The sequence below is a fragment of the Streptomyces sp. Edi2 genome (assembly GCF_040253635.1).
Lineage (GTDB): Bacteria > Actinomycetota > Actinomycetes > Streptomycetales > Streptomycetaceae > Streptomyces.
In genome coordinates this window covers 6,093,664-6,119,178 of the sequence record NZ_JBEJGX010000003.1, presented here as the reverse complement: position 1 = coordinate 6,119,178, position 25,515 = coordinate 6,093,664, and the positions used below count along the sequence as shown (strand labels likewise).

Below are 25,515 nucleotides of genomic sequence, written 5' to 3'. Positions count from 1 at the left end.
TTCTACCCGACGGGCGCGGGCCCCGACGAGTCAGATTCCTTACCCTCGAGTTCAGAGTTCCGACAATAGCCGCGAAATACACAAAAAACGTAGAAGAGTCATCCCCCTCCGGTCCGGATCCCGAGACGCCGGGAACAGGCAGGGAGTCCCGGCCTCGGCGGAGGCGGAGGCTCCCCTTGTGCCACAAGGGCGTCACCTCGCCTCCTCCGTCCGTTATCCGATTTTGACCATTACGACAGTCCGAATACCGGAGCCCGGATGGCAGGATTCCGTCACCAACCGAGGTCGCGACGCTCGACGGTGTGCCCCCGGCCCTTTGTCACGTCGGCTTCTCCATCGGCTTCTCCATTCGCAGGAGGCTCAGCATGACCGCAAGCACCACCCGTCGCACGGCCGCCGGCAGGTCTCGCACGGCCGTGGCCGCGGCGGCCGCGGTCGCCGCCTCGCTGCTGCTGCTCAGCGCCTGCGGCGACCAGACGGACGCGGCCATCGCCAAGCGCGAGGCGAAGAAGAACCGCAACGCCAATGCGCCGCTGTTCAAGAAGCTGCCCAAGGACGTCCAGGAAAAGGCCATGCTCCAGGTCGGCTCGGACATCACGTACAAGCCGGTGGAGTTCCGTTCCAACGGCGTGATCGAGGGCATCGACCCGGATCTCGCGGAGGCGATGAGCAAGGAGCTGGGCATCAAGCTCAACTTCAACAACGCCACCTTCGACACCCTCATGGGCGGCCTGAAGTCCAAGCGCTACGACATCGCGATGTCGGCGATGACGGACACCAAGGAGCGCCAGGAGGGCATCGACAGCAACACCGGCAAGAAGATCGGCCAGGGTGTCGACTTCATCGACTACCTCAACGTCGGTGTGTCGCTCTACACCCAGAAGGGCAAGACCAAGGGCATCGACGGCTGGGAGACGCTGTGCGGCAAAAAGCTCGCGGTGCAGCGCGGCACGGTCTCGCACGACCTGGCCAAGGACAAGTCGAAGGCCTGTGAGAAGAACGGCGAGCAGCCGATCTCGATCGAGGCCTTCGACAACGACTCCGAGGCCCAGACCCGGCTGCGCACCGCCGGTGTGGACGCCGTCTCCAGCGACTACCCGGTCGCGGCGTATGCGGTGAAGGTCTCCGGTCACGGCAAGGATTTCCAGATGGTCGGCGGCGCGCCGCTCAAGGCGGCCCCGTACGGCATCGCGGTCCCCAAGGGCAAGGAGCAGCTGCGTGACGCGCTCCGGTCCGCGCTGGAACTCGCGATCAAGAACGGCTCGTACGCCAAGGTCCTGGACAAGTGGGACGTCAAGGATGCCGCGGTCAAGAAGGTGCAGCTCAATGGCGGCTCCTGAGCCGTCGAACGCCTACCCCTCCGCCCCGCGCACCTCCCGCCGAATGCTGAAAGGCAACACCCGTGTCAGTTGACGTCGACAAGTCGGCCCAGCCGCCGGCGGACGCTCCGCCGCCCCAGCCCGAGCCGATCAAAGCCATCCCGGTCCGCCACTACGGCCGCTGGGTGGCGGCGGTCGTCGTCATCGGACTGGTCGCCCTGCTCGGCCGGGCCTTCGCCGCCGGGAACGTCAACTGGGACGCCATTCCCCAGTACATGTTCAACGCGGACATCCTCAAGGGCCTGCGCAACACCCTGCTGATCACCGTGCTCTCGATGATCATCGGCATCGTGGGCGGCGTGATCCTGGCGGTGATGCGCCAGTCCAAGAACCCGGTCACCTCGACGGTCGCGTGGTTCTACGTCTGGTTCTTCCGCGGGACGCCGGTCTACGTCCAGCTGTTCCTCTGGTTCAACCTGGGCCTCGTCTTCCAGTACATCGACATCATGCCGATCTACAAGGACGAGTGGTCGGACTTCATGACCCCGTTCCTGTGCGCGCTGCTGGGCCTCGGGCTCAACGAGGCGGCGTACATGGCGGAGATCTGCCGGGCCGGTCTCAACGCCGTCGACGAGGGCCAGACCGAGGCGGCGCACGCGCTGGGCATGAGCCACGCCAAGACGCTGCGCCGGATCATCGTGCCGCAGGCGATGCGGGTGATCGTGCCGCCGACCGGCAACGAGGTCATCAACATGCTGAAGACCTCCTCCCTGGTCATCGCCGTCCAGTACTACGATCTGCTGCAGGCCGCGCAGAACGTCGGACGGGACTCCGGTGTCGTGGTGGAGATGCTGATCCTCGCCGCCGCCTGGTACCTGATCGCCACCACGGTGCTGAGCATCGGCCAGTACTACCTCGAGCGTTACTACGCCCGCGGCTCCAGCCGCCAACTGCCGCTCACTCCGCTCCAGCGCGCCAAGGCGAGGCTGTCCGGCGGCTTCAACCGCCCCGGAGGTGTGGGATGACCAGCAAGATCACGACGAGCAAGGCGGCCGGTACGAGCGGCGGCCCGATGGTCAAGGCCGAGGGCGTCCACAAGTCCTTCGGCGCGGCCCACATCCTCAAGGGCATCGACCTGGAGGTCGCGCCCCGGGAGGTCTTCTGCCTGATCGGCCCGTCCGGCTCCGGCAAGTCGACGTTCCTGCGCTGCATCAACCACCTGGAGAAGGTCAACGCGGGACGGCTGTCCGTCGACGGCGAACTGGTCGGCTACCGCGAGCACAACGGCAAGCTCTACGAGCTGCGCGACAAGGAGGTCGCCGCCCGCCGCCGCGATATCGGCATGGTCTTCCAGCGCTTCAACCTCTTCCCGCACATGACCGCGGTGGAGAACATCATGGAGGCGCCGATCCAGGTCAAGGGCGAGTCGAAGTCGGCCGCCCGGGAGCGGGCGGTCAAGCTCCTGGACCGCGTCGGCCTGTCCGACAAGGCCGGGAACTACCCCTCGCAGCTCTCCGGCGGCCAGCAGCAGCGCGTCGCCATCGCCCGTGCGCTGGCGATGGAGCCCAAGCTGATGCTCTTCGACGAGCCGACCTCGGCCCTGGACCCGGAGCTGGTCGGTGACGTCCTGGACGTCATGAAGGACCTGGCGGCGGACGGTATGACGATGATCGTCGTGACCCATGAGATGGGCTTCGCCCGCGAGGTCGGCGACTCGCTGGTCTTCATGGACGACGGGGTGGTGGTCGAATCCGGCCACCCGCGCGAAGTGCTCGGTAACCCGCAGCACGAGCGGACGAAGTCGTTCCTGTCGAAGGTGCTGTAAGGCGCCGGAGCTGCCGGAGCCCGCGCCGGGCTCCTTGGGCCGCGGCGAGACCTGCTCCCCCGGGAGAAGGCTCGCTGCGGCCCTTCCGCCGTCTTTGTCCTCTACTTCAGACCCAGCACCAGCGCGTCCGTGGGCGAGGCCCATACCGGCCGCGCCTCCGCGAACCCCGATTCGCGCAGCACGGCCGCGTGCCATGCCGCCGAGGGGGTGTCGCCGTCCGCGTGCTCGCCGTAGATCTCGAAGCGCTCGGCGGTCGGCCCGGCCAGGTGCGGGTCGGCGGCCGCCAGCCGCCACCACTCGGCCCAGTCGACGGCGCCGGCCGCCTTCGCCGCGTCCATCCGCGCATGCCGGAAGGCCCGCTCGGCGGCGTTGATCCGCAAGGTGGCCTCCTCGGGCATGTGGTCGGCGTTCATGAAGACCCCGCCGTCCCGCACCAGGGTGCCGAGCTGCCCGTACAGCCCCCGGAGGTCCTCGGTGTGCAGCCAGTGCAGCGCGGTGGCGGTGAGCACCGCGTCGTACGAGTCGTGCGGCAGCCGGTCCGTCCAGGCCGGGTCCTTGAGATCGGCGCGTACGAACCGGACCCGGCGCTCGTCGGCGAAGTACCCTTCCGCGATGGCCAGCAGCGCGGGATCCAGATCGACGCCCACACTCTCGGCCCCGGGGAACCGCTTCAGCAGCCGGTCGGAGATACTTCCCGTGCCGCAGGCGAGATCCAGTACCCGGGGCGCGGGACCCACCAGGGCCTCGACCATGTCCAGCATCACCCGGAACCGCTCCTCGCGGTCGGGGAGGTACCACTCCTGCTGGCGGTCCCAACTGTTCTGCCACGCCTGCCAATCGGCGCCGGCAACGGTCTCGGTCATCGCTTCCCCTCCCAGACGTCATACCCTGGCATGAAGTAATACCCTCGTAGCTACAACACCCATTACCTCACGCAAGCACTCCGCACCTTAGCCCCCGCCCGTAAGGACTACAAGTGGAACTGGCCTATTACTCGGACTATGCCGTGCGACTGGTCAACACCGAGCAGCCCGAGCGCGGCACCGACAGCCTCACCACGGTCGAAGCCGTACGCGACCTCTTCGGCCCCGCCCAGCAGGCCGCCCGGCGCGCGACCGAGAGCGACGTGACCCGGCTGCGTACGGTCCGCGCACGGCTGCGCGCCGTCTTCGAGGCCGCGGCCGGCGGCGACGAGGTGCGCGCCGTGGACCTCCTCAACGCCCTGATGATGGAGTTCCCGGTCAGCCCGCAGATCTCCGGCCACGAGTACCGCGACGACAACAACCGCCCCGACTGGCACATGCACATCGCCGACCACGCGGCCAACGCCACCGCGGGCTACACCGCGACCGCCTGCATGGGCCTGGCCTTCCACCTCACCGACCTGGGCGTGGACCGGCTCGGCATCTGCGAGGCGCAGCCCTGCCGCAACGTCTACCTGGACACCTCGACCAACCGCTCGCGGCGCTACTGCTCCGACCGCTGCGCCACCCGCGCCAATGTCGCCGCCTACCGCGCCCGCAAGCGCCTGGAGAGCGAGCGCTCGGGCCGCACCGGACGGACCGCCGAGACCACCCAGGAGAGCACCCCGGTGACCGAGCGCTGAATCCCCCGCGGGGGCCGCACCCGCACCCAGGCACGGGCGAGGACCAGTTCGTCGGGAACGACCCCGAATTCCCGGCTGTCGTTCTCGACGAACGGGTTGTCGCCCTGCACCCACCAACCGCCGTCACGCCGCCGCACGGCCCGCTTGACGATCAGCAGATCCTGCCGGAACGGGTGCCGCAGCACGACGACGTCACCGGGCCGCACCGCCGCCCCGTACTGCACCACCAGCTGGTCGCCGGGCCGCAGCGTCGGCACCATCGACGGGTTGTAGACCTCGGCCAGCCCGAAGGCGCGAAGGAGCCCGCCCCGCCCGCGCCCCGCGTCCGCGTCCCCGCCCTGCTCCGGTCCACGCTCGTGCACCCGCTCCGGCATCCCGTACCTCCCGGTCCAGCCCCGGTCCGTCCCACTCACCGGTCCATCCTCCATCAGCCGCACCCCGGCACCGGACTTTTGCCCTAAGACCCCCGGCCCGACCAAGAAAAGCCTTCCCGCACCGAGTAATCTCGCACCTGAGAAGACGATCACGAGGAAGGACTGAACATGCTTTCGCGCCTGTTCGCCCCCAAGGTGAAGGTCAGCGCCCACTGCGACCTGCCCTGCGGCGTGTACGACCCGGCCCAGGCCCGCATCGAGGCCGAGTCGGTCAAGGCCGTCCAGGAGAAGTACCAGGCCAACGAGGACGCGGACTTCCGCACTCGCGCCGTCCTGATCAAGGAGCAGCGCGCCGAGCTGGCCAAGCACCACGTCTCGGTGCTGTGGAGCGACTACTTCAAGCCCCCGCACTTCGAGAAGTACCCGGAGCTGCACCAGCTGGTCAACGACACCCTCAAGGCCCTCAGCGCCGCCAAGGGTTCGAACGACCCGGCCACCGGCCAGAAGGCCCTGGACTACATCGCCCAGATCGACAAGATCTTCTGGGAGACGAAGAAGGCCTGACCTCCGGCCAGGCGTCCGACCCGCGTTCTCGCCGGTCATATCGCTTCACCGTCCGCACCCGCTCCCCACGCCGCCCAGCAGGGCACCCGTGACGGAGCGGGTGCGGTCTTCTTCGCCCTGCCACAGGTGCGCGTAGATCCGCAGCGTGATGACGGCGGACGCCTACCCGAGGAGCAACTGCACCTGCCTTCGTCTCCGCCCCTCAGCCCGGTCCCACGTCAGTGCGTGAGCAGAGCGCCGATTTCAGCCAACGCCAAGCGCGCGGCGGACCACGCCATGGACGGTGATATCGAGCCATGACTGGGCCTACTTGAGACCTGCCTGTGCCTGACCGAGGACAGCGCCGCCACCAGCGCGTCCAGGTCTCCGGTGCAGACGATCACTTCCTCGTCGTCGGCCGGGAGGCCGAAGCGGGCGAAGAAGTCGCCGAGGGCTTCGGGGGTGACGGAGGCCGGCCGCGCCTGGCACGGCAGCAGAGCCCCGGCACGGCAGCAGGGCCCGGACCGCGCGTCGCGGTCCGGGCCCGGCCCCGTGCGGTGCCGCCCTGCGGCGGCGCTGCGTCAGCTCTGTGCGGTGTCGTCGCCCGCCTGCCCGGCGCTCTCAGCTGCGCCTGCCTTCTCGCGCATCTTGCGCACCAGCTCCGCCTTCTGGTCGGCGGCACCCTGGCGGTCGAGGTTGCGGTGCGGACCGTTGTTCTGCCGCTCGGCGCGGGACAGCTTCTTGCGCTGGCCGCCGCCCATGCCCACGGGGTTGTTGATGTTCTTGCTCACGGGTTCTCCCGGAATGATGTGAAGTGATCTACGGATTCATCGGTGGGGGACGGGCGCGGCGACGTCGGAGGACGTCAGCAGGGGCCCATCACGCTCTCACTCGTAAATCGGCGTCTGGAAGAACATGACAAAGACATTACCCGGTTCCGTCGGCCCCGCACACCAATTTTTTCGCCGCCGCGGCGTCGGCCGGGCCTTCGGCGAGCGCCCGGGGTCAGCCGTTTCCTTCCGGGAATCTCAGCACCGCCAGCACCCGCCGGTGGTCGCCGCCCGCCGGGGCATGTCCAGATGGGCGTTACTGGCCGCCGCGTGCGTTGTCAGTGGCCGCGAGGAGAAATTCAGGCGAGAGGAGTGACCTTCACGACGGCGCCGGACCGCCCCGGCGCCGGCCGTGGCCGTGGCCGTGGTGCAGGCCGCCCGCCGCCATGCCTCTGACCGGGAGTTCGGCCGCTGTGGTGCCGGCCGGGCCGATGCCCTTGGCTGTGGCCGCCTTGCCGTAGCGGTTTGCCAGGGGTGCGGAGGTGAGGCCGTGGGCGAGGACGCTGAGCAGGACGGTGAGGGTGACGACGGGGACCACCGCTCGGGCGTCGGGGGCCGCCAGCTCCTCGACCGCCAGCAGGCCGAAGATGATCGAGGCCAGTCCGCGGGGGCCGAACCAGCCCACGAACAGGACCGTTTTGAGGTCCAGCCCGCTCCCGATCAGGGACAGGGCCACGGGCAGCATCCGGATCACCGTGAGGCTCAGTACGGCGTAGACCGCGGTCTGCCAGGTGAGGTGGTCGAACACCGCCGGCAGCAGGAGGGCGCCGAAAACCAGCCAGACCAGTACGGAGAGCAGTGCGGCGGACTGCTCGACGTACAGGAGCACCCGCTGCGGCGCGCCGTGCGTCGATCCGACGGCCAGGCCCGCGACGAAGGCGGCGATGAAGCCGTTGCCGCCGAGTGCGAGCGCGGAGGTGTAGCCGAGGAGGGCCAGGGCCAGCACGCCCGCACCGGCGAAGTCCTCGGCCGCCCAGCCGTTGCGGAGCGTGGTCCGCAGCAGCCATCCGGCGGCCAGTCCGACCACCGCGCCGTACGCCGCACCGACGGCGAGCTGCACCACGGCATGGCCGGCGGCGTCCGGCGGGGCGGTGTGCTCGGCCGCGGACACCCCGGCCAGGGCGAGCACCACCAGGGGTGTGACGATGCCGTCGTTGAGGCCGCTCTCGACGTTGATGAGCCGGCGGATCTTCGCGGGGACGACCGGGTTGACCATCATCGTGGCGCCGAGCGCGGCGTCCGTCGGAGCGAGCGCGGCCCCGACGTACAGGGCGGCCCACCAGGAGACACCGGGGAGCAGGGCGGCCGCCAGCACCGTGCCGAGGACCACGCACAGCGGCAGCCCGATCCCCAGCAGCCGCCCGTAGAGGCCGAGCTCCGGGCGCAGGGCCCGGAAGGAGAGCCGGGCGGCGTCGGTGAAGAGCACCCAGACCAGGGTGACCTCCGCGAGCAGCTTGACCGTCTCGTGCGGGAGGTGGATATCGAGGGCGCCGGTGCCCTCGCCGAGCAGCAGGCCCAGCAGGACGAAGGCGGCGGGAGCGGTCAGCTCGTAGCGCTCCATCCGCCGCGAACACAGGCACCACAGGAACAGCAGGAGCAGGACCAGGGAAAGGGTGCCGTCCACGGGGTCTCTCCAGGACTCGGCCTCGTCGGCCTTCGGGCAGCCCAGTCTCGGACATCACCGCCGTCGCGGGGGCGGCGCACGGCAGACCGGGCGCCGCCTTTCACACTGTTGGCCGAAGAGCCGGGTGTCCGGAGTCGCCGGATATCCGGCGTGGCCGGGAAGGTCCGGCGGGGGCCCGTAGGAGGCGGCCCGCCGCCCGAGCCGCTTCGGCAAGCGTGGGCGCACGGTGGCAAGGAGCGCGACGGCCTCGGTGACGCAGCGGTGGGTTACTGATGCAGCCAGGGCGAGCTGGTGGCCCAGAAGATGGTGTCGGCACCAAGGGTGTTCGTGCCGAAATCAGTGAACTCCTGGCGGGTGTACGGCTTTCCCGTTTTGGGATTGGTGTATTCGAAGTCGGGTTCCTGTACAGCCATGGCTACGAGCGGCAACTTCCCTCGGTAACGCTTGAAGAACGGGTACGAATTCTCCATCTGTGCCGGACGGTTCGGCAGGATGTCAGGTCCGCCCAGGCCGATGCCGTGGGACTTTGCGAATTCGAAGGTCCGCCCCATGTAGTTGTGATCGTTTTTCCATTCACCTGGCCAGAAGTTGACGTACTGGATGAACGGCGTCTTGGTGAAGACCTTTTTCCCGTAGGCCATGTTGTCGAGCTCTGCATGGAAGTAGGAATCGTTCGTGTATCCGGTGCGGTCCTTGCCGGTGTCCACTCCGGTGGCGGTTTCCGGGAGGTTCACCCCGGCCAGACGACCGTCGAACCGTTGCGCCAGCGCCTTCAGCAGATGCTGGAAGCGTCCTCGCACCTGCGGATTCCACTGCGCCGCGATCGATCCGGGCTCACCGGGGCCGAGGCCGCTGTCGTTCTTCGTCGGAGCCGCGCCGCCCTTGTACTCCGGATCGGCCAGCAGGTAACCCGGGAGTCTGCCCTGCGGCGTGAAGAACCGGTCCTGGATCTGGACGACCAGCTTCTTGTGACGCGGCTGCAGGTAGTTCAGCGCCTCGTCGATCGACGAGAAATCATACTGGTCCTTCTTCGGTTCGAGTGCCTTCCACGGCACCACCACCTGCACCCCGCCGATGTCCGGGCGGTCCATCAGCGGTTTCACCGTGGTGTCGAAGTCACCGATCGAGGCGTACAAGTAGTTCGCCGCTGCCTTCTTGTGGGACACCGGAACTGCGGTCCCATGAGACCCCGGAGCGGCCGCAGCAACCCCCGCCAAGGTCATCGTTATCAGCGCGCCGATTCCGGCAGCAATACGTTTGATCACCATGAACGAGACGCTATGAAGCAATCATAAAAGGAAGATAAGAAGCGCAGCCCGGCGCGGAGTTCACGCCTGCGGGCCGCCCCTAGGTGTGCTGTCCGGACAGCACACCTAGATCCCCGCCGGCAGCAGCCCGCCATGACGCACCAGCCAGGCCCGGTAGGCCTCGCTCGCCCAGGCGGTCTCCATGTACGAGGCGGTCAGGTCGGCGAACAGGTCGTCGGCGGAGGCGGCGGGGGTGCCTTCCTGGCGGCAGGCCATGAAGAGGCGGACGGCCAGCGGGTCGCCGTACAGGGGGCGGATCGCCATGCCGTGCCGGGAGCGCGCGGTCGGCTGGCAGGGGGTGACCACCTCGCCGGCCGTGACCAGGTCCACCGTGGTGAGGTAGTCGCCGTGCACGACACGGGGGTTGATACCGGCCGCGGCCCAGATGCGGCGCAGTCCCGCCCATTCGCCGTCCACGGTCGGATCGACCATCCACTGGTCGTCCGCGAGGTCCGACACCCGGACCACCGTCCGCCCGGCCGCGGGATGGGTGTCCCCCACGGCGATGAACTGCGGTTCCCTGGCGATGAGTTCATGCTCGACCAGGCCGTCGGGGACCCGCAGGGGCGCGCCTTCGACCTCGTGGACGAAGGCGGCATCGAGCTGTCCCGTCGCGACCATGTGGAGCAGCGCATTGGCGGAAACATCGGTTCTTATCGTGGTGTCGGTGTCCGGCAGCCGCACCCGGAGCCGGCGCAGCCACCCGGCGACCGCGGGGCTGTTGGTGCTGCCGATGTGCAGCCGGGTGCCCTGGTCGTGGTGCGAGGCCGAGGCAACCTCGTCAATAAGTGCGCGCATTTCGGCCACTATCGGCCGGGCCCGGCACAGCACCGCATGCCCCAGGGGCGTGGGCCGGCTGCCGGTCGGTTCACGGAAGAAGAGCTGGCCGCCCAGGGCATTCTCGATGCGGTGGAGCTGGGTCGTCAGGGAAGGCTGGGTCATGCCGAGCTGCCGGGCCGCCTTGCGTACGCTGCCGGAGTCCGCGATGGCGCACAATGCGCGAAGATGCCGTACCTCGAGCTCCACGTCCGGAGCATAACGACGTAGGCATACGTCACACCAGACTCTCAAACCTGCCGGAACGCGCTCTTTTTCCCGGGGTATTGGCCGGTGCTATCGCCACCTGGCATCTCTGTCTTCCGGGTGAACTCCGTCCAGACTCAACGGCACCAAGAAATCCGCAGGGCCCCGGTCGCCGCCCCACACGGCGACCGTACGGCCCTCGGAGTCAAAGGAGCCCCCACATGAGATCTCCCAAGACGGCGCTGTCGGCGGCGCTCGGCCTGGGCCTCGTCGCCGCGCTCGCAGCCGCGGCACCGGTTTCGGCAGCTTCCCCCTCCCCCACCAACTCCCCCCGCAGCACCCCCGCTTCCATCGCGGCCTACAACGGCTCGGCGGCCGAGAAGGCCGACACCAAGGCGTTCTTCGAGGCAGTGGTGAAGTCGGCCAGGGCCAAGATGAAGGCGCACCCGGACGCCGCCTCGGTGACCGTCACCTATGACGCCGGCGCGGCCCCGACCTTCGCGAACCAGATAGCCCAGAGCGCGTCGATCTGGAACAGCGCCGTGTCGAACGTGAAGCTGCAGGCGGGCAGCGGCGGCGACTTCCAGTACCGCGAGGGCAACGACCCGCGCGGCTCGTACGCCAGCACCGACGGCCACGGCAAGGGCTATGTCTTCCTGGACTACCAGCAGAACCAGGAGTACAACTCCACCCGCGTGGCCGCGCACGAGACCGGCCATGTGCTGGGCCTGCCGGACCACTACGAGGGCCCGTGCAGCGAGCTGATGTCGGGCGGCGGCCCCGGCACGTCCTGCCAGAACACCCAGCCGGACGCGAACGAGAGCGCGAAGGTGGACCAGCTCTGGGCCAACGGCCTGGCGGGCGTCCACTTCGGCAAGGCCTCCTGACGTACCCCACGGGCCTTGTGACGTAACGAAGTTCGGCGGTGGCCGGCGGATTCGACCGAGCTGACGGTGGTCGGAAGCCGCACGGCAGGGGGCTGTCGAGAGCCGGGACCTGGCGGCCGGCACTCGTACCCCACCAGCCCTCGTCTCTCCTGCACCGTCCGTGCGGTGGGGCTCCCCCGGAGCCCCACCGTTTTCGTCTGCCCGCGGGCGGCCGGAGGGGCGTCAGCCCCAGATCGCCTGCCCGGCGGCCACCCCGGCGAACGCCGCCGCCGGCCCGGCCGCCACGGTCACCACGACATTGGCCACCGCACTCGCCCGGGCCCGGTCCGCGGCCAGCCGGAGCGTCTCGTAGGAGAACGTCGAGTAGGTCGTCAGGGCACCGCACAGTCCCGTGCCGATCAGCAGTTGGACGTGCGAGGAGGCGGCGCCCGCGGAGGCCGCGCCGGTCAGCAGGCCGAGGATCAGGGAGCCGGTGACGTTGACGGTGAAGGTGCCCCAGGGGAAGACGGCATCGTGGCGGGACTGCACATAGCGGTCGGTGAGGAAGCGCAGCGGCGCCCCGACCATGGCACCGGCCACCACCAGCAGCCAGTTCACCCGCGTCCGCCCTCCCCGGCGCCCGTGCCGTTCGCACCGCCCGTGCCGCCCCTGCGCCGGTAGGAGATCATCTCGCACGGGTCGAGGGTCACCAGCCCGCCGTCCGCGAGGAGTTCGTCCAGTTGCGGGAGGAAGGCCCGCACCCGCTCCTCCGTGTCGACGACGACGATCGCCACCGGCAGCTCCTCGCTCAGGGACAGCAGCCGCTGGGTGTGGACGATGCCGGAGGAGCCGAAGCCCTCGACCCCCCGGAAGACGGCGGCCCCGGCCAGCCCCGCATGGTGCGCGCGGTGCACGATCTCCGCGTAGAGCGGTTTGTGGTGCCATACGTCCTCTTCGCCGACGAGGACCGTGAGCCGCAGCGCGGGGGCGCCGCCCGGTTGTGCCGTGCCGTGTGTCATGCCGTCCGCCGCCTCAGTTGGAGAAGTGCCCGGGTGCCGGTCACCCCGGCCCACACGGCGGCGAGCGTGACGAGCACGGTGCCGACGAGCGTGGCCAGGGCCGCTGCCGTCCGCCCGGCGGCGACCAGCCGCTGGATGTCGACGGCGTAGGTGGAGAAGGTGGTGAAGCCGCCGAGGATGCCGGTGCCGAGGAAGGGGCGCACCAGCCGGTGGGCCGCGCGGACCTCGGTGATGACCACCATCAGGACGCCCATCAGCGCACAGCCGACGGCGTTGACGGTGAACGTGGTCAGGGGAAAGGTGCCGTGGGCCGTGGGCCACAGCACCGCGGCGCCGTAACGGGCCGTGGCGCCGAGCGCGCCGCCCGCCGCCACCACGCCGATCACCGGCCACTGCCCCTGCCAGGGCGCCGCAGGGCGGCCTCGCTCGTCCATGTCTCTCCCGAGATCATCGCCGCCCTCAGGCTAACCCTGTGCGTTTGACACCGCGAAACATGGGATGTTCCCATCACCGGTGGAATGGCACCCGTAATGGCACCCGCCAGAGCCCCGGAATACCGGGCCTCTGGCGACGACGGAGAAGGACGGCGCCGATGCCGCTGCGCAGCACCGCCCGCACCAGCCTGGTCGATCTGGTCATCGAGCAGATGGAGCGGCTGATCGCCGACGGCGAGTGGGGGGTCGGCACGAAGATCCCCGCCGAGCCGGTGCTGGTGGAGCAGCTGGATGTGGGGCGCAACACCGTCCGGGAGGCGGTGCGCGCGCTGGTGCACACCGGGATGCTGGAGCCGCGGCAGGGCGACGGGACCTATGTCCGCGCCGGCAGCGGCTTCGGCGCGGCCGTCCAGCGGCGGCTGCGGCGGGCCGAGAGCCTGGAGGCGTACGAGGTGCGGGCCAGCCTGGAGCGCGATGCCGCGCGCTATGCCGCCGAGCGCCGTACCGACGAGGATCTTGCCGCGCTGCGCGGCGCGCTGGCGGAGCGCGGCCGGGCCTGGGAGAGCGGCGAGGTGGCCGCCTTCATCGAGGCGGACATGCGCTTTCACCGCGCGGTGGCGGCCGCCGCGCACAACAGCGTGCTGGCCGAGCTCTACGAGCACTTCAGCGATGCGCTGCGCGGGACGCTGCAGGCCGTGCTCGGGACGCCGCTGCCCGAGGCGGTCCGCCATCAGCTCGACGAGCACACCGCCCTCGTCGACGCCATCGAGGCGCGGGACGCCGAGGCCGCCGAGCGGGCCGCGCTGGCGCACCTCACGGAGGCGATGAACGCCCTGCGCGAGGCCGCCGCGGAGCCCGGCCACCGGGGCAGCCGCACCACCACTCACCCTGGAGACGACGCACATGCGTGACGAAGGAGGACCGGCGGTCGCGGAGGCACATCCCGCCGCCGGCATACCCGGAGGTCCGGCAACCACGGCGGGCACGCCCGTCACCGGCAGATCCGGGGAGCCGGACACCTCCGTTGCCGGCCTGCCCGGGGGCCCGGCCGCCGCACCGGGGCCGACTCCGTCCGGCGTCGCCGGCCGCCGTGCCCTGTACCTCGGCACCGGCGTCGTCCTGCTGGCGCTGAACCTGCGTCCGGCCCTGGTCGCCGTCTCTCCGCTCGTCGGCACCATCCGCGACGACAGCGGGATGTCGGCCGCCGCCACGAGTCTGCTCACCGCGCTGCCGCTGCTCTGCTTCGGCCTGCTGGCGCCGGTCGCACCGCGGCTGGGACGGCGGCTGGGCATGGAGCGGTCGCTGCTCGGCACCATGGCCCTGATCTGCGGCGGAACCGCGATACGGCTGCTGGACTCGACCGTGGCGCTGTTCGCCGGAACGCTGGTGATCGGCGCAGGGATCGCCGTCGCCAATGTGCTGCTGCCCGGCCTGATCAAGCGGGACTTCCCGGCCAGGGCCGGGCTGATGACCGGGCTGTACTCGATGTCGCTGTTCGGCGGCGCCGCGCTCGCGGCCGGCGTCACGGTTCCCCTCCAGCAGGCTGCCGGTCTGAACTGGCGCACCACGCTGGCCTGTTGGGGCATGCTCGCGGTCCTCGCGCTGGTCTGCTGGCTGCCGCAGGCCCGTACCCGTACACGGGTGCCGGCGGCCGCGGCCCGCGCCGCGGCGCACCCGGTGCGCGGGCTGTGGCGCGATCCGCTGGCCTGGCAGGTGACCGGCTATATGGGCCTGCAGTCGCTGAGTTACTACGCGGCCGCCGCCTGGCTGCCGACGATACTCACGGACGCCGGGATGAGCGCGGGCGACGCCGGGTGGATGCTCTCCTTCTCCTCGCTGCTGGGCATCACCGGCTCGTTCCTCGCACCGGTCGTCGTCGGCCGCCGGCTGCGGGCCGGCGTCCTGGCCGCCGCGGGCGCACTGTTGTGCGCGGCCGGCTTCCTCGGGGTGCTGGTCGCGCCGGCCTCCGGCGCCTACCTCTGGATGGTGCTGCTCGGCCTGGGCCAGGGCGCGGCGATCAGCCTCGCGCTGCTGTTCATCGTGCAGCGCGCACCGGACGCCCGGCACGCCGCCCAACTCTCCAGCATGGCCCAGTGCTTCGGCTATGTCCTCGCCGCGGCCGGCCCGGCCGTCCTGGGCGCCGTGCACGACCTCTCCGGGAGCTGGACGGTCCCGCTGACCGTCCTGCTGGCGCTGCTGCTGCCGCAGATCGCGGCGGGCTGGTGCGCGGCCCGGCCGCGACAGGTGGCGGGGCGGTAGCGGTGGGGCGGGGCGCGCGGGTGCCTCGCCCCGCCCCGCCCGCGGGTCATGCCAGGACGGTCTCCCGTACGGGGTGGTGCCGGCTGATGTTGCGGGCCAGCAGTTCGGTGGCTTCCTTGACACCGATCTCGCCGCCGCTGCCCCCGGTGGCGGGCAGCCGTCCGTCCGCGTACTTCAGCTCGGCCATCGCGGTCTCCATCGCCCGGTGCGCGGCGAACAGGCAGGGGGTGCTGTAGATGGCCACATCGACGCCGAGTCCGGTCAGTTCGGTCAGCGAGAGCCGCGGGGACTTCCCGCCCGCGATCTGGTTGAACAGCAACGGCTTGGTGCCGAGCACCGCGCGGATCCGGCGGATCCCCTCGACGCTGCGCACCCCGTCGACCAGCACCACATCCGCGTCGGACCCGGCCAACGCCGCCGCCCGCCGCAGCATCTCGTCCTCCTCCGTGGCGTCCGTACGGGCCACGACGAGCAGATCGGTACGGCTGGCCAGCACCATGTTCAGCTTCTCCAGGTACTCCTCCAGCGGCAGCAGCAGTTTGCCGTCCGCGTGGCCGCAGCGACGGGGCCGCTTCTGGTCCTCCAGGATCACCCCGGTCGCGCCGGTCCGCTCCAGGCGCTGCACCACATGGCAGGCCACTTCGGGGTCGACATAGCCGTCGTCGATGTCCACCAGCAGATGGTGGCGGGGGAAGGCGCCGCGCAGCCGCTCCACGAAGGCGGCCATGTCGGGCCAGGCGATGAACCCGATGTCCGGAAGCCCGTAGTACGACGCGGCGAAGCCGAAGCCGGACACGAAGAAGCCGTTGTAGTGCGCGGCGGCGATCGAGGCCGAGTGCATGTCGTGGACGCCGATCAGTGGCGTCGTCCCCTCGGCCGCGATCTCGTCACGCAGTGCCTGTCCGTACCGCAATGTGCTCTCCTCACAGAACCGGCGGGGACCGCGGTCCGGCGTCCGGGGGCGCGGGGAGGTCCCGGCGCCGCCAGCACCCGCCCACTGGGGAACTGGTCAGAGCATGTTTATCCGGCGTATCGGCGGCGTGCCTTTAACACGCCATGACCTTCCGTAAGTTTCTCTTTACTTCATCCCCGGGTGCGCATCCGACGGGCTCACGGGCCACGCCGGGCGGGCGGTCCGGGCAGGCGGTCCGGGCAGGCGGTCCGGCCGACCGTGCCCCCCGAGCGCTCCCCGGCCGTGCCCCCCGGCCAGACTTCAGGGGACAGGCCCCGGAGGACGGGCCTCAGAGCCAGCCGTTCCGCTTGAAGCCGCGGTGGATCACCCAGCAGAGCGTCACTATCAGCCCCATGACCAGCGGATAGCCGAACGTCCAGTGCTTTTCCGGCATATGGTCGAAATTCATGCCGTACACACCGCAGACCATGGTCGGCACCGCCAGGATCGCGACCCAGGCACTGATCCGGCGCATGTCCTCGTTCTGGGCCACGGTGACCTGGGCGAGGTGGGCCTGGAGTATGGAGTTGAGCAGTTCGTCGAATGCGGTGATCTGCTCGGTGACCCGGTCGAGATGGTCGGCGACGTCCCGGAAGTACGTCTTGATCCGGGGCTCGACCTGCGCCATCGGCTGGGTCGCCAGCTCCTGCATCGGCCGGTCCAAGGGAGCCACCGCACGCTTGAGTTCCAGCAGCTCGCGCTTGAGCTGGTAGATCCGGCCGGCCCCGCCGCTGCCGCGCACGGAGAAGACCTCACTCTCCACGTCGTCGATATCGATCGAGACGGCGGCGGCGACATCGAGGTAGTCGTCCACCACCAGGTCGGCGACGGCGTGCAGCACGGCGGACGGACCGAGCGCCAACTGCTCGGGCACGGACTCCAGTTGCTCGCGCAGCGGGCCCAGCGAACCATGCCCGCCGTGCCGCACCGTGATCACGAAGTCGGTCCCGGTGAAGACCATGATCTCGCCGGTCTCGACGACCTCGCTGGTGTCGGTGAGCCGGTCGTGCTCGACATAGCGGACCGTCTTGAAGACGGTGAACAGCGAATCGTCGTAGCGCTCCAGCTTGGGCCGCTGGTGCGCGTAGACCGCGTCCTCGACGGCGAGCGGGTGGAGCCCGAACAATTCGACAATTCCGGCGAATTCCTTCTCGGACGGCTCATGCAGGCCAATCCATACAAATCCACTGCCGGACTCCCGGACCCGGCGGATCGCGGCCTCGGCCGGATGGTCGCCGTCCTGCCGCACGCCGTCCACGTACACCGCGCAGTTCACCACGGCGGTGCCGAGCGGCGAACGCGCCGGGTGGCTGAGGTCGACCCCCCGGGTGCGCGGCTGCGGCAGCCGGACGGCCTTGCGGAGGTTGCTGATCATCGACACCGGGCCAGTATGGCCCGCGGGCGCGCAGGAGCAATACGGCGCAGCGGCGGTTTTACGCAGCGCGGCGGGGCGAAGACGCTGGGGAGCGGACACGGAGGGGGCAACGAGAGGCCGGGAAGGGCAGCGAGAGGGCAAGGAGGGAGCAGGGAGGGGCGACGAGAGGGCGACTGGAGGACGGAGAGGGCCCGGCGACACAGTGACACCGACCGAGGAATACCCTAGGGGGGTATAACGTTCCCGGAGCGACGGCACGGGGACGCGCAGCACACCGAGGAGCAGCCATGACGACCGCGGTCGGAGAGCACGGAGTCGAATTGGAGATCGGCGGGATGACCTGCGCTTCGTGCGCCGCCCGCATCGAGAAGAAGCTCAACCGCATGGAGGGGGTCACCGCCACCGTCAACTACGCCACGGAGAAGGCCAGGGTGACCGTGGCGCAGGACAGCGGCGTCGGGACCGCCGACCTGATCGCCACCGTGGAGCGCACCGGCTACACCGCGGCCCTCCCGGAGCCGCCGGCCCCAGCCCCGGCGTCGGACACCACAGGACCCGTGGGCGGCGAAGGCCACGGCCGGGTGGACGGTCAGGCGGACGGCGACGGGCTCGCCGCGCTCCGTCAGCGCCTGCTGATCTCCCTCGCCCTCTCCGTCCCGGTGGTGCTGCTGGCGATGGTGCCGCCCCTGCAGTTCACCAACTGGCAGTGGCTGTCGCTGACCCTGGCCGCGCCGGTGGTGGCGTACGGGGCCTGGCCGTTCCACCGGGCCGCCTGGACCAATCTGCGGCACGGCACGGCCACGATGGACACCCTCATCTCCATGGGCACCCTCGCGGCACTGGGCTGGTCGGTCTGGGCGCTGTTCTTCGGCACCGCGGGCATGCCGGGGATGACGCACCCCTTCGAGCTGACCATCGCCCGCACCGACGGCAGCGGCAGCATCTATCTGGAGGCCGCGGCCGGCGTCACCACCTTCATCCTGGCCGGGCGGTACTTCGAGGCGCGCGCGAAGCGGAAGGCGGGAGCCGCGCTGCGGGCGCTGCTGGAGCTGGGCGCCAAGGACGTCACCGTGCTCCGGGACGGCCGTGAAGTCCGGGTCCCCACCGCGGCGTTGCAGGCCGGCGACCGTTTCACCGTACGGCCCGGGGAGAAGATCGCCACCGACGGGAAGGTGCTGGAGGGCGCCTCCGCGGTGGATGCCTCGATGCTCACCGGTGAGTCCGTCCCGGTCGAGGTGTCCCCCGGCGACACGGTCATCGGGGCCACCGTCAACGCGGGCGGCCGGCTGGTCGTCGAGGCCACCCGGGTCGGCGCGGACACCCAGCTCGCCCGGATGTCGCGGCTGGTCGAGGACGCGCAGAACGGCAAGGCCGCGGCCCAGCGGCTGGCGGACAAGATCTCCGCGGTCTTCGTCCCGGCCGTGCTCGCGCTCGCCCTCGGCACCCTCGGCTGCTGGCTCGCCACCGGCGCGGGCGTGGTGGCCGCCTTCACCGCCGCCGTCGCCGTCCTGATCATCGCCTGCCCGTGTGCCCTCGGGCTGGCCACGCCCACCGCGCTGATGGTCGGCACCGGACGCGGCGCCCAGCTCGGCATCCTGCTCAAGGGACCCGAGGTACTGGAGTCGACCCGGCGGGTGGACACCGTCGTCCTGGACAAGACCGGCACGGTCACCACCGGCGTGATGACGCTCACCGGGATCCACCTCACCGAGGGCGTCACGGAGCCGGAGGTGCTGCGGCTGGCCGGCGCGCTGGAGCACGCCTCCGAGCATCCCGTCGCCCGTGCCATCGCCACCCGCGCCGGCGCCGGTGCCGGGCAGCGGGCCGGGGACGGCGCCCCGGCGACAGCCCCGGCCGCCCTGGCGGCCCCCGAGGATGGCCTCCCCACCCCCGAGGAGTTCGCGAACGTCCCCGGCCTGGGCGTCCGGGGGGTGGTGGAGGGGCACACCGTTCTGGTGGGCCGCGAGCAGCTGCTGAACCAGGCGTCCCAGTTCCTGACGCCCGAGCTGGCAGCCGCCAAGGCCGCGGCCGAGGCCGAGGGGCGTACCGCGGTCACCGTCGGCTGGGACGGCGCGGCACGCGCGGTGCTGGTGGTGTCCGACGCGGTGAAGCCCACCAGCGCCGAGGCGGTGCGCCGGCTGCGGGCCCTGGGGCTGACGCCCGTCCTGCTGACCGGCGACAACCACGCCGTCGCGACGGCGGTCGCGGCCGAGGTCGGGATCGACGAGGTGATCGCCGAGGTGCTGCCCGAGGACAAGGTGGCGGTCGTCGAACGGCTGCAGTCCGAAGGCCGCTCGGTGGCGATGGTCGGCGACGGCGTCAATGACGCGGCCGCGCTGGCCCGCGCCGACCTGGGGCTGGCGATGGGCACCGGCACCGATGCCGCCATCGAGGCCGGTGACCTCACCCTCGTACGGGGCGATCTGCGCGCCGCGGCGGACGCCATCCGGCTGGCCCGGGCGACCCTCGGCACCATCCGGACCAATCTGTTCTGGGCGTTCGGCTACAACGTCGCGGCGCTGCCGCTGGCCGCCGCCGGACTCCTCAACCCGATGATCGCCGGGGCCGCGATGGCGTTCTCCTCGGTCTTCGTCGTCGGCAACAGCCTGCGGCTGCGCCGCTTCCGGGCACTGGCGGGGTAGCGGGGAGCCGCCGGGCACCGGCCGGGGAGCGAGAGCCGCCGCGCACCGGCCGCGGCAGGCCTCCGGGACGCGCCCGCGGGCGGAGCAATACGCCCGGGCGCCGTAGCTCTGCCGTTGGATCGGGCGGGCTGCTGCCCCTGCGGGATTCCGCCCCGCCGCCCGTGGGCGCCCCGCTCCCTGCGGGCCGCCCGCGGGCCGGGCTCCGGGCCGGGCGCGGGTCGGACGCAGGTCAGACGCCAGGGATCTCCAGAGAGGGATCTCCGCGGTTCTGACAAGTGTCTCCAGTTCTGGCGACGGAACATTGGCAGTTCACGCAGCCGCCCGTCGGCAGCGAGGGGTGAGACTGGTGACGTACCGCCCACCCACGTACAGGGGATTTCATGACCGGGTCACGCGTCCTGGCTCTCGGCCATTACCAGCCCTCCGGCGTGCTCACCAACGACGACCTCGCCGCGATGGTCGACACCGACGACGCCTGGATCCGCAGCCGGGTCGGCATCCGCACCCGCCATGTCGCCGCCCCGGACGAGACCGTGGACGCCATGGCGTCCGCCGCCGCGGCCAAGGCCCTGGCCGCCAGTGGCCTCGCCCCGCAGGACATCGACCTGGTGCTGGTCGCCACCTGCACGGCCACCGACCGCAGCCCGAACACCGCGGCCCGGGTCGCCGCCCGGCTCGGGCTGGACGCCCCCGCCACGATGGACCTCAACGTCGTCTGCTCCGGCTTCACCCATGCGCTGGCCACCGCCGACCACGCCATCCGGGCCGGTTCCTCGACCCATGCGCTGGTCATCGGGGCGGAGAAGTTCACCGAGGTCGTGGACTGGACGGACCGCTCGACCTGTGTGCTGGTCGGCGACGGTGCGGGCGCCGCGGTGGTCAGCGCCTCGCCCGAGCCGGAGATCGGTCCCGTGCTGTGGGGCTCGGTGCCGCAGATGGGCGGTGCGGTACGCATCGAGGGCGAGCCGGCCCGGTTCTCCCAGGAGGGCCAGACCGTCTACCGCTGGGCGACCACCCAGCTGCCGGCCATCGCCCGCACGGTGTGCGAACGCTCCGGGATCACCCCCGCCGATCTTGCCGGTGTGGTGCTGCACCAGGCCAACCTGCGGATCATCGAGCCGGTCGCCGAACGGCTCGGGGCGGTCAACGCGGTGGTCGCCAAGGATGTCGTCGACTCCGGGAATACCTCTGCGGCCTCCGTGCCGCTCGCCCTGTCCAAGCTGGTCGAACGCCGTGAGATCAGCTCCGGCGCTCCGGTGCTGCTGTTCGCCTTCGGCGGCAACCTCTCGTATGCGGGACAGGTCATCCGCTGCCCGTGAGGCGGACGCCACCACGTCCGATTCGTTCAAGACCGCGGCGCGGCGGGCGCCCTACGCTCGCCGCATGACCAGCACTCCTTCCTCCAGTACCCCTTCCTCCACCGCACCAGCGTCCTCCACCACACCGTCCACGCCGCGGTTCGCCGCCATCGGCATCGTGGTGGCCGACATGGCCGCGGCCCTCGCCTTCTACCGCCGCCTCGGCCTGGACGTCCCCGCCGAGGCGGACCGCGCCCCGCACGCAGAGGCGCAGCTCCCGGGCGGTCTGCGGCTGATGTGGGACACCCACGCGACCGCGCGGGCCGTCGACCCGGACTGGACGCCGCCGCAGGGCGGCACGCCGACGGGGCTGGCTTTCGAGTGCGCCGACCCCGCCGGGGTCGACGCCGTCTACGCGGAACTCACCGCCGCCGGCTATACGGGCGAGAAGCCGCCGTGGGACGCCTTCTGGGGGCAGCGCTACGCCGTCGTGCAGGACCCGGACGGCCATGGGGTCGATCTGTTCGCGCCGCTGCCGTAGGCGCGCCCGGGCACCCAGGAGTCCGTCAGGTGCGCCCCGGACCTGGGCGGCATGTCCGCCTAGCCGATGTCCCCGGGGTGCTCGCGCAGGTACATCGCGCCGCAGCTGTGGCAGAAGGGCTCTCCCTTGGGCGTGCCCCAGACTTCGGCCGTCTGGGTGGCGGCGGCCGGTGCCAGCTCCCGCCCGCACATCGCGAGGGTGCCTTCCAGCCGCACCATGTGCCAGATCTTCACCGGCGTGTCCGCGTGCGGCAGGACGCCTTCCTCGTACTCGGCGCGCATCTCGTGCTCCATGGCCGTGCACCTCCTACGCCCACGATGCGCCAGCCGCCGGGCGCCCACAACGGCAACGGGGCGCCGGGCGGACGACCGGAGAACCCATACAGGCGGCGCCGGGCCGACGGCCGAAGGGCCCGCGCAGACGGCGCCGGGCCGCCCGCCCGTCAGAACACCGACCATCCCGTCAGCGTCGTGAAGTGGTCCAGCGCCGCGGCGCCCGCCACCGAATTGCCGCGGGCGTCGAGTCCGGGGCTCCACACGCACAGCGTGCAGCGGCCCGGGATCACGGCGATGATGCCGCCGCCGACACCGCTCTTCGCGGGCAGCCCCACGCGGTAGGCGAACTCCCCCGCCGCGTCATACGTCCCGCAGGTCAGCATCACCGCATTGATCCGCTTGGCCTCGCGGGCCTCCAGCAGGCGGCTTCCGTCGGCGCGCAGCCCGTGACGGGCGAGGAAACCGCCGGCGACGGCCAGGTCCCGGCAGCTCATCTCGATCGAGCACTGCCAGAAGTAGTGCTCGATGACGCTGGGGACAGGGTTCTCCAGGTTGCCGAAGGACGCCATGAAATGCGCCAGCGCCGCGTTGCGGTCGCCGTGTTCGGCCTCGGAGTCGGCCACCGCCTGGTCGAAGGCGAGGTCCGGGTTGCCGCTCTCCTCACGGAGGAAGTGCAGCATCGAGGTGCTGGCATCGCCGGTGAGGGTCTGCAGCCGGTCGGTGACCACCAGCGCGCCCGCGTTGATGAACGGGTTGCGCGGGATGCCGTCCTCGGCCTCCAGCTGGACCAGCGAGTTGAACGGCGTACCGGACGGCTCGCGGCCCACCCGCTTCCAGATGTCGTCGTGGCCGTCATGGCTCTGCGACATCACCAGCGCCAGCGAGAAGGCCTTGGAGATGGACTGGACGGAGAACGGGGTCTCCCAGTCGCCGACGCCGTACACCTCGCCGTGGATGTCGGCCACCGCGATCCCGAAACGGTCCGCCGACACCCGTTCCAGGGCCGGTATGTAGTCGGCGACCCTGCCCCGTCGCACATACGGCCTGGCGTGGGCCGCTACCTCCTCGAGAACGGCCTGGTAGTCCATGACGGACACGCTAACCCGGGGCGAGCAGCACCCCCATCGGGGCCCCCGCCAGCACCTTCACCTCGCGGGCGAGATGCGCCTGGTCCGCGTATCCGGCGCATGCCGCGACCTGTGCGCGGGGCATCCCGGAGCGCGCCAGATCGAGCGCGCGGACGAACCGGAGCACCCGGGTCAGGGTCTTGGGGCCGTAGCCGAACGCGTCCAGGCTGAGGCGGTACAGCTGGCGTTCGCTGAGCGCGACGGACCTCGCCACCTCGGCGACGGGGCGGCCGCGGGCGAGCGCCGCGGCGACGGCGGCGGTCCGCCCCCGTGCTGTGGTGGCATCAACGTCCTGGAGACGGGCCCCGGCGGTCTCCTCCAGGACACGGCCAACGCCGCCGACACCGCCGATGCCGATGCCGCCGATGCCACCGACACCGCCCGCGCCGCCCCCGTCACCCGTCTCCCGTGCCGCCGCCAGCCGCCCGGCCAGCTCCCGTACCCGGCCGGCGGGCCACAGGTCCGCCAAGGGCACCCGCCGGTTGCGCAGTTCATGGGCCGGTACGCCGAAGACAACCGGCCCCTGCCCCGGCGCGAAGCGCAGCCCCACGAAGAGGGTGCCTCCCGTGCCCTCCAGGCCATGGGGGCTCTTCAGGCGATGAGGGCTCTCCAGGCGATGAGGGCCCTCGATGCCATGAGGAACGGCGCCGGGAACGACACCTCCCGGGAATTGCGGCCCGGTGTCCGGACCGGCCACCAGCAGCCGGCCGCCCTCGCTCCAGATCAGGTCCATACAGCCGTCGGGCAGCACCGGCCGGGCCGCCGGAGGTGCCGTGCGCGTCCACAGCACCGCGCCGGCCAGCCGCGACGCCCGCTCCCGGTATCCACCGGATACCTCGGATACGCCGTATTCACCGCATGCGCCGGATACGCCGGGTGGCTCATCCGAGTAGCGCTCTTCGCCCATATCCCTCAGCCTGGCACGGGAACCCCACGGCCGTCCGCGCCGTTGATCCCTTACGACACGGACCTCACGGAGGTGGCACATGTCAGGGTTTCTCGACCGCGCGAAGGAACAGGCCCAGAGCGCACTGAACCAGGGCAAGCAGAAGGTCGACGAGGTGCAGCAGAACCGCGCCGGCAACGAGCTGCTGAGAAAGCTGGGCGCCGCGTACTTCGCCGAGCGCCGGGGCAGCGGCTCACCCGAGGCGACCCAGGACGCACTCAACACCCTGGAGGCGCACGTCAATGCGCACGGGGACGCGTTCCTGCACACGAGCGGGTAGCGCACCTCCCGTCAGGCGGGCAGGGCACGGACCGCACCGCCGGCACCGGTGGCACCACCGGCACCCGGGACAATGGGCAGGGTGACCAGCACCGCCCCCGGCCCGCTGCCGGATCCGCACGCCCTGCGCCCGCGCCTGCCCTCACCCCTCCAGGAGATCGAGGACACGACGTTCGCGCGCCGCGGCGTACGGCTGCTGCTCAAGCGGGACGACCTGATCCACCCGGATCTGGCGGGCAACAAGTGGCGCAAGCTGGCGCCGAACCTGCGCGCCGCGGCCGCCGCGGGCGACCGCGCGCTGCTGACCTTCGGCGGCGCGTACTCCAACCATCTGCGGGCCACCGCCGCGGCGGGCCGGCTGCTCGGCTTCGCCACCATCGGCGTGGTCCGCGGCGACGAGCTCGCCGCCGCGCCGCTCAACTGGTCGCTGGCCCGCTGCGCCGCCGACGGTATGCGGCTGCACTTCCTCGACCGCGCCCGCTACCGCCGCCCCGATGACCCGGACGTGCTCGCCGCTCTGCACGACCGCTTCGGCGCGTTCCGTGTCATACCGGAGGGCGGCAGCAACTCCCTTGCCGCACAAGGCTGTACGGAGCTGGGCCGGGAGCTGCACGGAGCCGCCGGCACCGTCGCGGTGGCCTGCGGAACGGGCGGCACCCTGGCCGGGCTCGCCGCGGGGCTGGCGCCAAGGCAGCGCGCCCTGGGTATCCCCGTACTCAAGGGCGGCGATCCGCACTTCCTCCAGGAGGCGGTCGGGGAACTGCAGCGCGCGGCATTCGGCGGACCGCGCGGCGACTGGCGGCTGGACGCCCGCTTCCACTGCGGCGGATACGCCCGCCGCACCCCGGAACTGGACGCGTTCGCGGACGCCTTCGAGGACCGGCACCAACTGCCCCTGGAGCGGATCTACGTCGCCAAGCTGCTCTACGGGCTGACGACGCTGGCCGAGGAGGGTGCCTTCCCTCCCGGCAGCACGGTGGCCGCAGTGATCACCGGTACACCTGAGCCAAGCCCGGGCTAAGGGCCACGGGCCGGAGTCACGGCACACGGC

At 71.0% G+C, this 25,515-nt stretch carries 27 protein-coding genes; 13 read left to right on the top strand and 14 right to left on the bottom strand.

The window, feature by feature from the left end; genetic code table 11:
• Positions 1–365: 365 nt before the first annotated feature.
• From ABR737_RS30455 to ABR737_RS30445, 3 genes are all read left to right on the top strand, one after another.
• Positions 366–1,340, top strand: a complete 975-nt coding sequence (locus tag ABR737_RS30455) for an ABC transporter substrate-binding protein (RefSeq protein WP_350253879.1) — start codon at positions 366–368, stop codon at positions 1,338–1,340.
• 62 nt (positions 1,341–1,402) lie between these two features.
• Positions 1,403–2,344 carry an amino acid ABC transporter permease gene (locus ABR737_RS30450; RefSeq protein ID WP_350253877.1) on the top strand — a complete coding sequence of 314 codons (942 nt, stop codon included), beginning with the start codon at positions 1,403–1,405 and terminating at the stop codon, positions 2,342–2,344.
• Between the two features lie 47 nt (positions 2,345–2,391).
• Complete coding sequence (locus tag ABR737_RS30445) at positions 2,392–3,144, top strand: amino acid ABC transporter ATP-binding protein (RefSeq protein ID WP_085923012.1); 753 nt, start codon at positions 2,392–2,394, stop codon at positions 3,142–3,144.
• A 101-nt stretch (positions 3,145–3,245) separates the two neighbouring features.
• Here ABR737_RS30445 and ABR737_RS30440 read toward each other — a convergent pair whose 3' ends face one another.
• Complete coding sequence (locus ABR737_RS30440) at positions 3,246–4,007, bottom strand: class I SAM-dependent methyltransferase (protein WP_350253875.1); 762 nt, start codon at positions 4,005–4,007, stop codon at positions 3,246–3,248.
• Between the two features lie 113 nt (positions 4,008–4,120).
• On the opposite strand from ABR737_RS30440, the gene ABR737_RS30435 reads away from it, so the two are divergent.
• A complete protein-coding gene (locus ABR737_RS30435) occupies positions 4,121–4,750 on the top strand; it encodes a CGNR zinc finger domain-containing protein (protein ID WP_350253873.1) in 630 nt (209 codons plus the stop codon).
• Here the strand turns inward: ABR737_RS30435 and sodX are convergent.
• A complete protein-coding gene (sodX, locus tag ABR737_RS30430; RefSeq protein WP_350256984.1) occupies positions 4,654–5,124 on the bottom strand; it encodes a nickel-type superoxide dismutase maturation protease in 471 nt (156 codons plus the stop codon). The two genes, ABR737_RS30435 and sodX, sit on opposite strands and share 97 nt — an antisense overlap.
• 168 nt (positions 5,125–5,292) lie before the next feature.
• Between sodX and sodN the strand changes: the two genes are divergently transcribed.
• Entirely contained in the window at positions 5,293–5,688 is a 396-nt protein-coding gene (sodN, locus tag ABR737_RS30425) for a superoxide dismutase, Ni (protein WP_030085982.1), read from the top strand.
• Between the two features lie 560 nt (positions 5,689–6,248).
• Here the strand turns inward: sodN and ABR737_RS30415 are convergent.
• The 4 genes from ABR737_RS30415 to ABR737_RS30400 form a co-directional block, all read right to left on the bottom strand.
• The gene (locus tag ABR737_RS30415) at positions 6,249–6,458 is read right to left on the bottom strand and encodes a DUF6243 family protein (RefSeq protein ID WP_350253872.1); all 210 of its coding nucleotides are present in this window, start codon (positions 6,456–6,458) and stop codon (positions 6,249–6,251) included.
• A gap of 358 nt (positions 6,459–6,816) precedes the next feature.
• Complete coding sequence (locus ABR737_RS30410; RefSeq protein WP_350253870.1) at positions 6,817–8,121, bottom strand: cation:proton antiporter; 1,305 nt, start codon at positions 8,119–8,121, stop codon at positions 6,817–6,819.
• Positions 8,122–8,387: 266 nt separating this feature from the next.
• The gene (locus ABR737_RS30405; protein WP_350253868.1) at positions 8,388–9,389 is read right to left on the bottom strand and encodes a hypothetical protein; all 1,002 of its coding nucleotides are present in this window, start codon (positions 9,387–9,389) and stop codon (positions 8,388–8,390) included.
• A gap of 105 nt (positions 9,390–9,494) precedes the next feature.
• Positions 9,495–10,454, bottom strand: coding sequence for a LysR family transcriptional regulator (locus ABR737_RS30400; RefSeq protein WP_350253867.1), 960 nt, complete (start codon positions 10,452–10,454; stop codon positions 9,495–9,497).
• 218 nt (positions 10,455–10,672) lie between these two features.
• Here ABR737_RS30400 and snpA point away from each other — a divergent pair, with 218 nt between their 5' ends.
• Positions 10,673–11,338, top strand: coding sequence for a snapalysin (snpA, locus tag ABR737_RS30395; RefSeq protein WP_350253865.1), 666 nt, complete (start codon positions 10,673–10,675; stop codon positions 11,336–11,338).
• Positions 11,339–11,560: 222 nt separating this feature from the next.
• On the opposite strand, the gene crcB (ABR737_RS30390) is transcribed toward snpA, so the two are convergent.
• The 3 genes from crcB (ABR737_RS30390) to crcB (ABR737_RS30380) are packed head-to-tail and all read right to left on the bottom strand — an operon-like array spanning position 11,561 to position 12,770.
• On the bottom strand, positions 11,561–11,935 hold the full coding sequence (gene crcB, locus ABR737_RS30390; RefSeq protein WP_350253863.1) for a fluoride efflux transporter CrcB: 375 nt from the start codon (positions 11,933–11,935) through the stop codon (positions 11,561–11,563).
• Positions 11,932–12,336 (bottom strand): DUF190 domain-containing protein, encoded by a 405-nt coding sequence (locus tag ABR737_RS30385; protein WP_350253861.1) that lies wholly within the window; start codon positions 12,334–12,336, stop codon positions 11,932–11,934. Before ABR737_RS30385 ends, crcB (ABR737_RS30390) begins: the two co-directional genes overlap by 4 nt.
• Positions 12,333–12,770, bottom strand: coding sequence for a fluoride efflux transporter CrcB (gene crcB / locus ABR737_RS30380; RefSeq protein WP_350253859.1), 438 nt, complete (start codon positions 12,768–12,770; stop codon positions 12,333–12,335). Before crcB (ABR737_RS30380) ends, ABR737_RS30385 begins: the two co-directional genes overlap by 4 nt.
• A gap of 158 nt (positions 12,771–12,928) precedes the next feature.
• On the opposite strand from crcB (ABR737_RS30380), the gene ABR737_RS30375 reads away from it, so the two are divergent.
• Both ABR737_RS30375 and ABR737_RS30370 read left to right on the top strand, forming a co-directional pair.
• Positions 12,929–13,681, top strand: a complete 753-nt coding sequence (locus tag ABR737_RS30375) for a FadR/GntR family transcriptional regulator (RefSeq protein WP_350253857.1) — start codon at positions 12,929–12,931, stop codon at positions 13,679–13,681.
• Positions 13,674–15,029, top strand: a complete 1,356-nt coding sequence (locus ABR737_RS30370; protein ID WP_350253855.1) for a CynX/NimT family MFS transporter — start codon at positions 13,674–13,676, stop codon at positions 15,027–15,029. The genes ABR737_RS30375 and ABR737_RS30370 overlap by 8 nt, the downstream gene beginning before the upstream one ends.
• A 46-nt stretch (positions 15,030–15,075) precedes the next feature.
• Here ABR737_RS30370 and ABR737_RS30365 read toward each other — a convergent pair whose 3' ends face one another.
• Together ABR737_RS30365 and ABR737_RS30360 are read right to left on the bottom strand one after the other, a co-directional pair.
• The gene (locus tag ABR737_RS30365; RefSeq protein ID WP_350253854.1) at positions 15,076–15,942 is read right to left on the bottom strand and encodes an isocitrate lyase/PEP mutase family protein; all 867 of its coding nucleotides are present in this window, start codon (positions 15,940–15,942) and stop codon (positions 15,076–15,078) included.
• A gap of 328 nt (positions 15,943–16,270) precedes the next feature.
• Positions 16,271–17,356: a magnesium and cobalt transport protein CorA gene (locus ABR737_RS30360; protein WP_350256983.1), complete on the bottom strand. Its 1,086-nt coding sequence runs from the start codon at positions 17,354–17,356 to the stop codon at positions 16,271–16,273.
• A gap of 287 nt (positions 17,357–17,643) precedes the next feature.
• Between ABR737_RS30360 and ABR737_RS30355 the strand changes: the two genes are divergently transcribed.
• From ABR737_RS30355 to ABR737_RS30345, 3 genes are all read left to right on the top strand, one after another.
• Complete coding sequence (locus ABR737_RS30355; RefSeq protein ID WP_350253852.1) at positions 17,644–19,998, top strand: heavy metal translocating P-type ATPase; 2,355 nt, start codon at positions 17,644–17,646, stop codon at positions 19,996–19,998.
• A gap of 380 nt (positions 19,999–20,378) precedes the next feature.
• Positions 20,379–21,317: a beta-ketoacyl-ACP synthase III gene (locus ABR737_RS30350; protein WP_350253850.1), complete on the top strand. Its 939-nt coding sequence runs from the start codon at positions 20,379–20,381 to the stop codon at positions 21,315–21,317.
• Between the two features lie 64 nt (positions 21,318–21,381).
• The gene (locus ABR737_RS30345; protein ID WP_350253848.1) at positions 21,382–21,837 is read left to right on the top strand and encodes a VOC family protein; all 456 of its coding nucleotides are present in this window, start codon (positions 21,382–21,384) and stop codon (positions 21,835–21,837) included.
• 59 nt (positions 21,838–21,896) lie between these two features.
• On the opposite strand, the gene ABR737_RS30340 is transcribed toward ABR737_RS30345, so the two are convergent.
• From ABR737_RS30340 to ABR737_RS30330, 3 genes are all read right to left on the bottom strand, one after another.
• A complete protein-coding gene (locus ABR737_RS30340) occupies positions 21,897–22,130 on the bottom strand; it encodes a hypothetical protein (RefSeq protein ID WP_350253846.1) in 234 nt (77 codons plus the stop codon).
• 149 nt (positions 22,131–22,279) lie between these two features.
• Positions 22,280–23,200 carry a glutaminase gene (locus ABR737_RS30335; protein WP_350253844.1) on the bottom strand — a complete coding sequence of 307 codons (921 nt, stop codon included), beginning with the start codon at positions 23,198–23,200 and terminating at the stop codon, positions 22,280–22,282.
• Between the two features lie 10 nt (positions 23,201–23,210).
• The gene (locus tag ABR737_RS30330) at positions 23,211–24,146 is read right to left on the bottom strand and encodes a helix-turn-helix transcriptional regulator (RefSeq protein ID WP_350253842.1); all 936 of its coding nucleotides are present in this window, start codon (positions 24,144–24,146) and stop codon (positions 23,211–23,213) included.
• Between the two features lie 79 nt (positions 24,147–24,225).
• Between ABR737_RS30330 and ABR737_RS30325 the strand changes: the two genes are divergently transcribed.
• Both ABR737_RS30325 and ABR737_RS30320 read left to right on the top strand, forming a co-directional pair.
• The gene (locus ABR737_RS30325) at positions 24,226–24,465 is read left to right on the top strand and encodes a hypothetical protein (protein WP_088799906.1); all 240 of its coding nucleotides are present in this window, start codon (positions 24,226–24,228) and stop codon (positions 24,463–24,465) included.
• A 72-nt stretch (positions 24,466–24,537) separates the two neighbouring features.
• Complete coding sequence (locus ABR737_RS30320) at positions 24,538–25,485, top strand: 1-aminocyclopropane-1-carboxylate deaminase/D-cysteine desulfhydrase (protein ID WP_350253840.1); 948 nt, start codon at positions 24,538–24,540, stop codon at positions 25,483–25,485.
• Positions 25,486–25,515 lie beyond the last annotated feature (30 nt).

What these genes read in the sequence shown, in the direction of transcription:
- ABR737_RS30455 (WP_350253879.1), top strand. Translation starts at nt 366, where the DNA reads ATGACCGCAAGCACCACCCGTCGCACGGCCGCCGGCAGGTCTCGCACG.
- ABR737_RS30445 (WP_085923012.1), top strand. Translation starts at nt 2,392, where the DNA reads ATGGTCAAGGCCGAGGGCGTCCACAAGTCCTTCGGCGCGGCCCACATC.
- ABR737_RS30440 (WP_350253875.1), bottom strand. Translation starts at nt 4,007, where the DNA reads ATGACCGAGACCGTTGCCGGCGCCGATTGGCAGGCGTGGCAGAACAGT.
- sodX (WP_350256984.1), bottom strand. Translation starts at nt 5,124, where the DNA reads ATGCCGGAGCGGGTGCACGAGCGTGGACCGGAGCAGGGCGGGGACGCG.
- sodN (WP_030085982.1), top strand. Translation starts at nt 5,293, where the DNA reads ATGCTTTCGCGCCTGTTCGCCCCCAAGGTGAAGGTCAGCGCCCACTGC.
- ABR737_RS30405 (WP_350253868.1), bottom strand. Translation starts at nt 9,389, where the DNA reads ATGGTGATCAAACGTATTGCTGCCGGAATCGGCGCGCTGATAACGATG.
- snpA (WP_350253865.1), top strand. Translation starts at nt 10,673, where the DNA reads ATGAGATCTCCCAAGACGGCGCTGTCGGCGGCGCTCGGCCTGGGCCTC.
- ABR737_RS30385 (WP_350253861.1), bottom strand. Translation starts at nt 12,336, where the DNA reads ATGACACACGGCACGGCACAACCGGGCGGCGCCCCCGCGCTGCGGCTC.
- crcB (WP_350253859.1), bottom strand. Translation starts at nt 12,770, where the DNA reads ATGGACGAGCGAGGCCGCCCTGCGGCGCCCTGGCAGGGGCAGTGGCCG.
- ABR737_RS30375 (WP_350253857.1), top strand. Translation starts at nt 12,929, where the DNA reads ATGCCGCTGCGCAGCACCGCCCGCACCAGCCTGGTCGATCTGGTCATC.
- ABR737_RS30370 (WP_350253855.1), top strand. Translation starts at nt 13,674, where the DNA reads ATGCGTGACGAAGGAGGACCGGCGGTCGCGGAGGCACATCCCGCCGCC.
- ABR737_RS30360 (WP_350256983.1), bottom strand. Translation starts at nt 17,356, where the DNA reads ATGATCAGCAACCTCCGCAAGGCCGTCCGGCTGCCGCAGCCGCGCACC.
- ABR737_RS30355 (WP_350253852.1), top strand. Translation starts at nt 17,644, where the DNA reads ATGACGACCGCGGTCGGAGAGCACGGAGTCGAATTGGAGATCGGCGGG.
- ABR737_RS30350 (WP_350253850.1), top strand. Translation starts at nt 20,379, where the DNA reads ATGACCGGGTCACGCGTCCTGGCTCTCGGCCATTACCAGCCCTCCGGC.
- ABR737_RS30345 (WP_350253848.1), top strand. Translation starts at nt 21,382, where the DNA reads ATGACCAGCACTCCTTCCTCCAGTACCCCTTCCTCCACCGCACCAGCG.
- ABR737_RS30340 (WP_350253846.1), bottom strand. Translation starts at nt 22,130, where the DNA reads ATGGAGCACGAGATGCGCGCCGAGTACGAGGAAGGCGTCCTGCCGCAC.
- ABR737_RS30335 (WP_350253844.1), bottom strand. Translation starts at nt 23,200, where the DNA reads ATGGACTACCAGGCCGTTCTCGAGGAGGTAGCGGCCCACGCCAGGCCG.
- ABR737_RS30330 (WP_350253842.1), bottom strand. Translation starts at nt 24,146, where the DNA reads ATGGGCGAAGAGCGCTACTCGGATGAGCCACCCGGCGTATCCGGCGCA.
- ABR737_RS30325 (WP_088799906.1), top strand. Translation starts at nt 24,226, where the DNA reads ATGTCAGGGTTTCTCGACCGCGCGAAGGAACAGGCCCAGAGCGCACTG.
- ABR737_RS30320 (WP_350253840.1), top strand. Translation starts at nt 24,538, where the DNA reads ATGGGCAGGGTGACCAGCACCGCCCCCGGCCCGCTGCCGGATCCGCAC.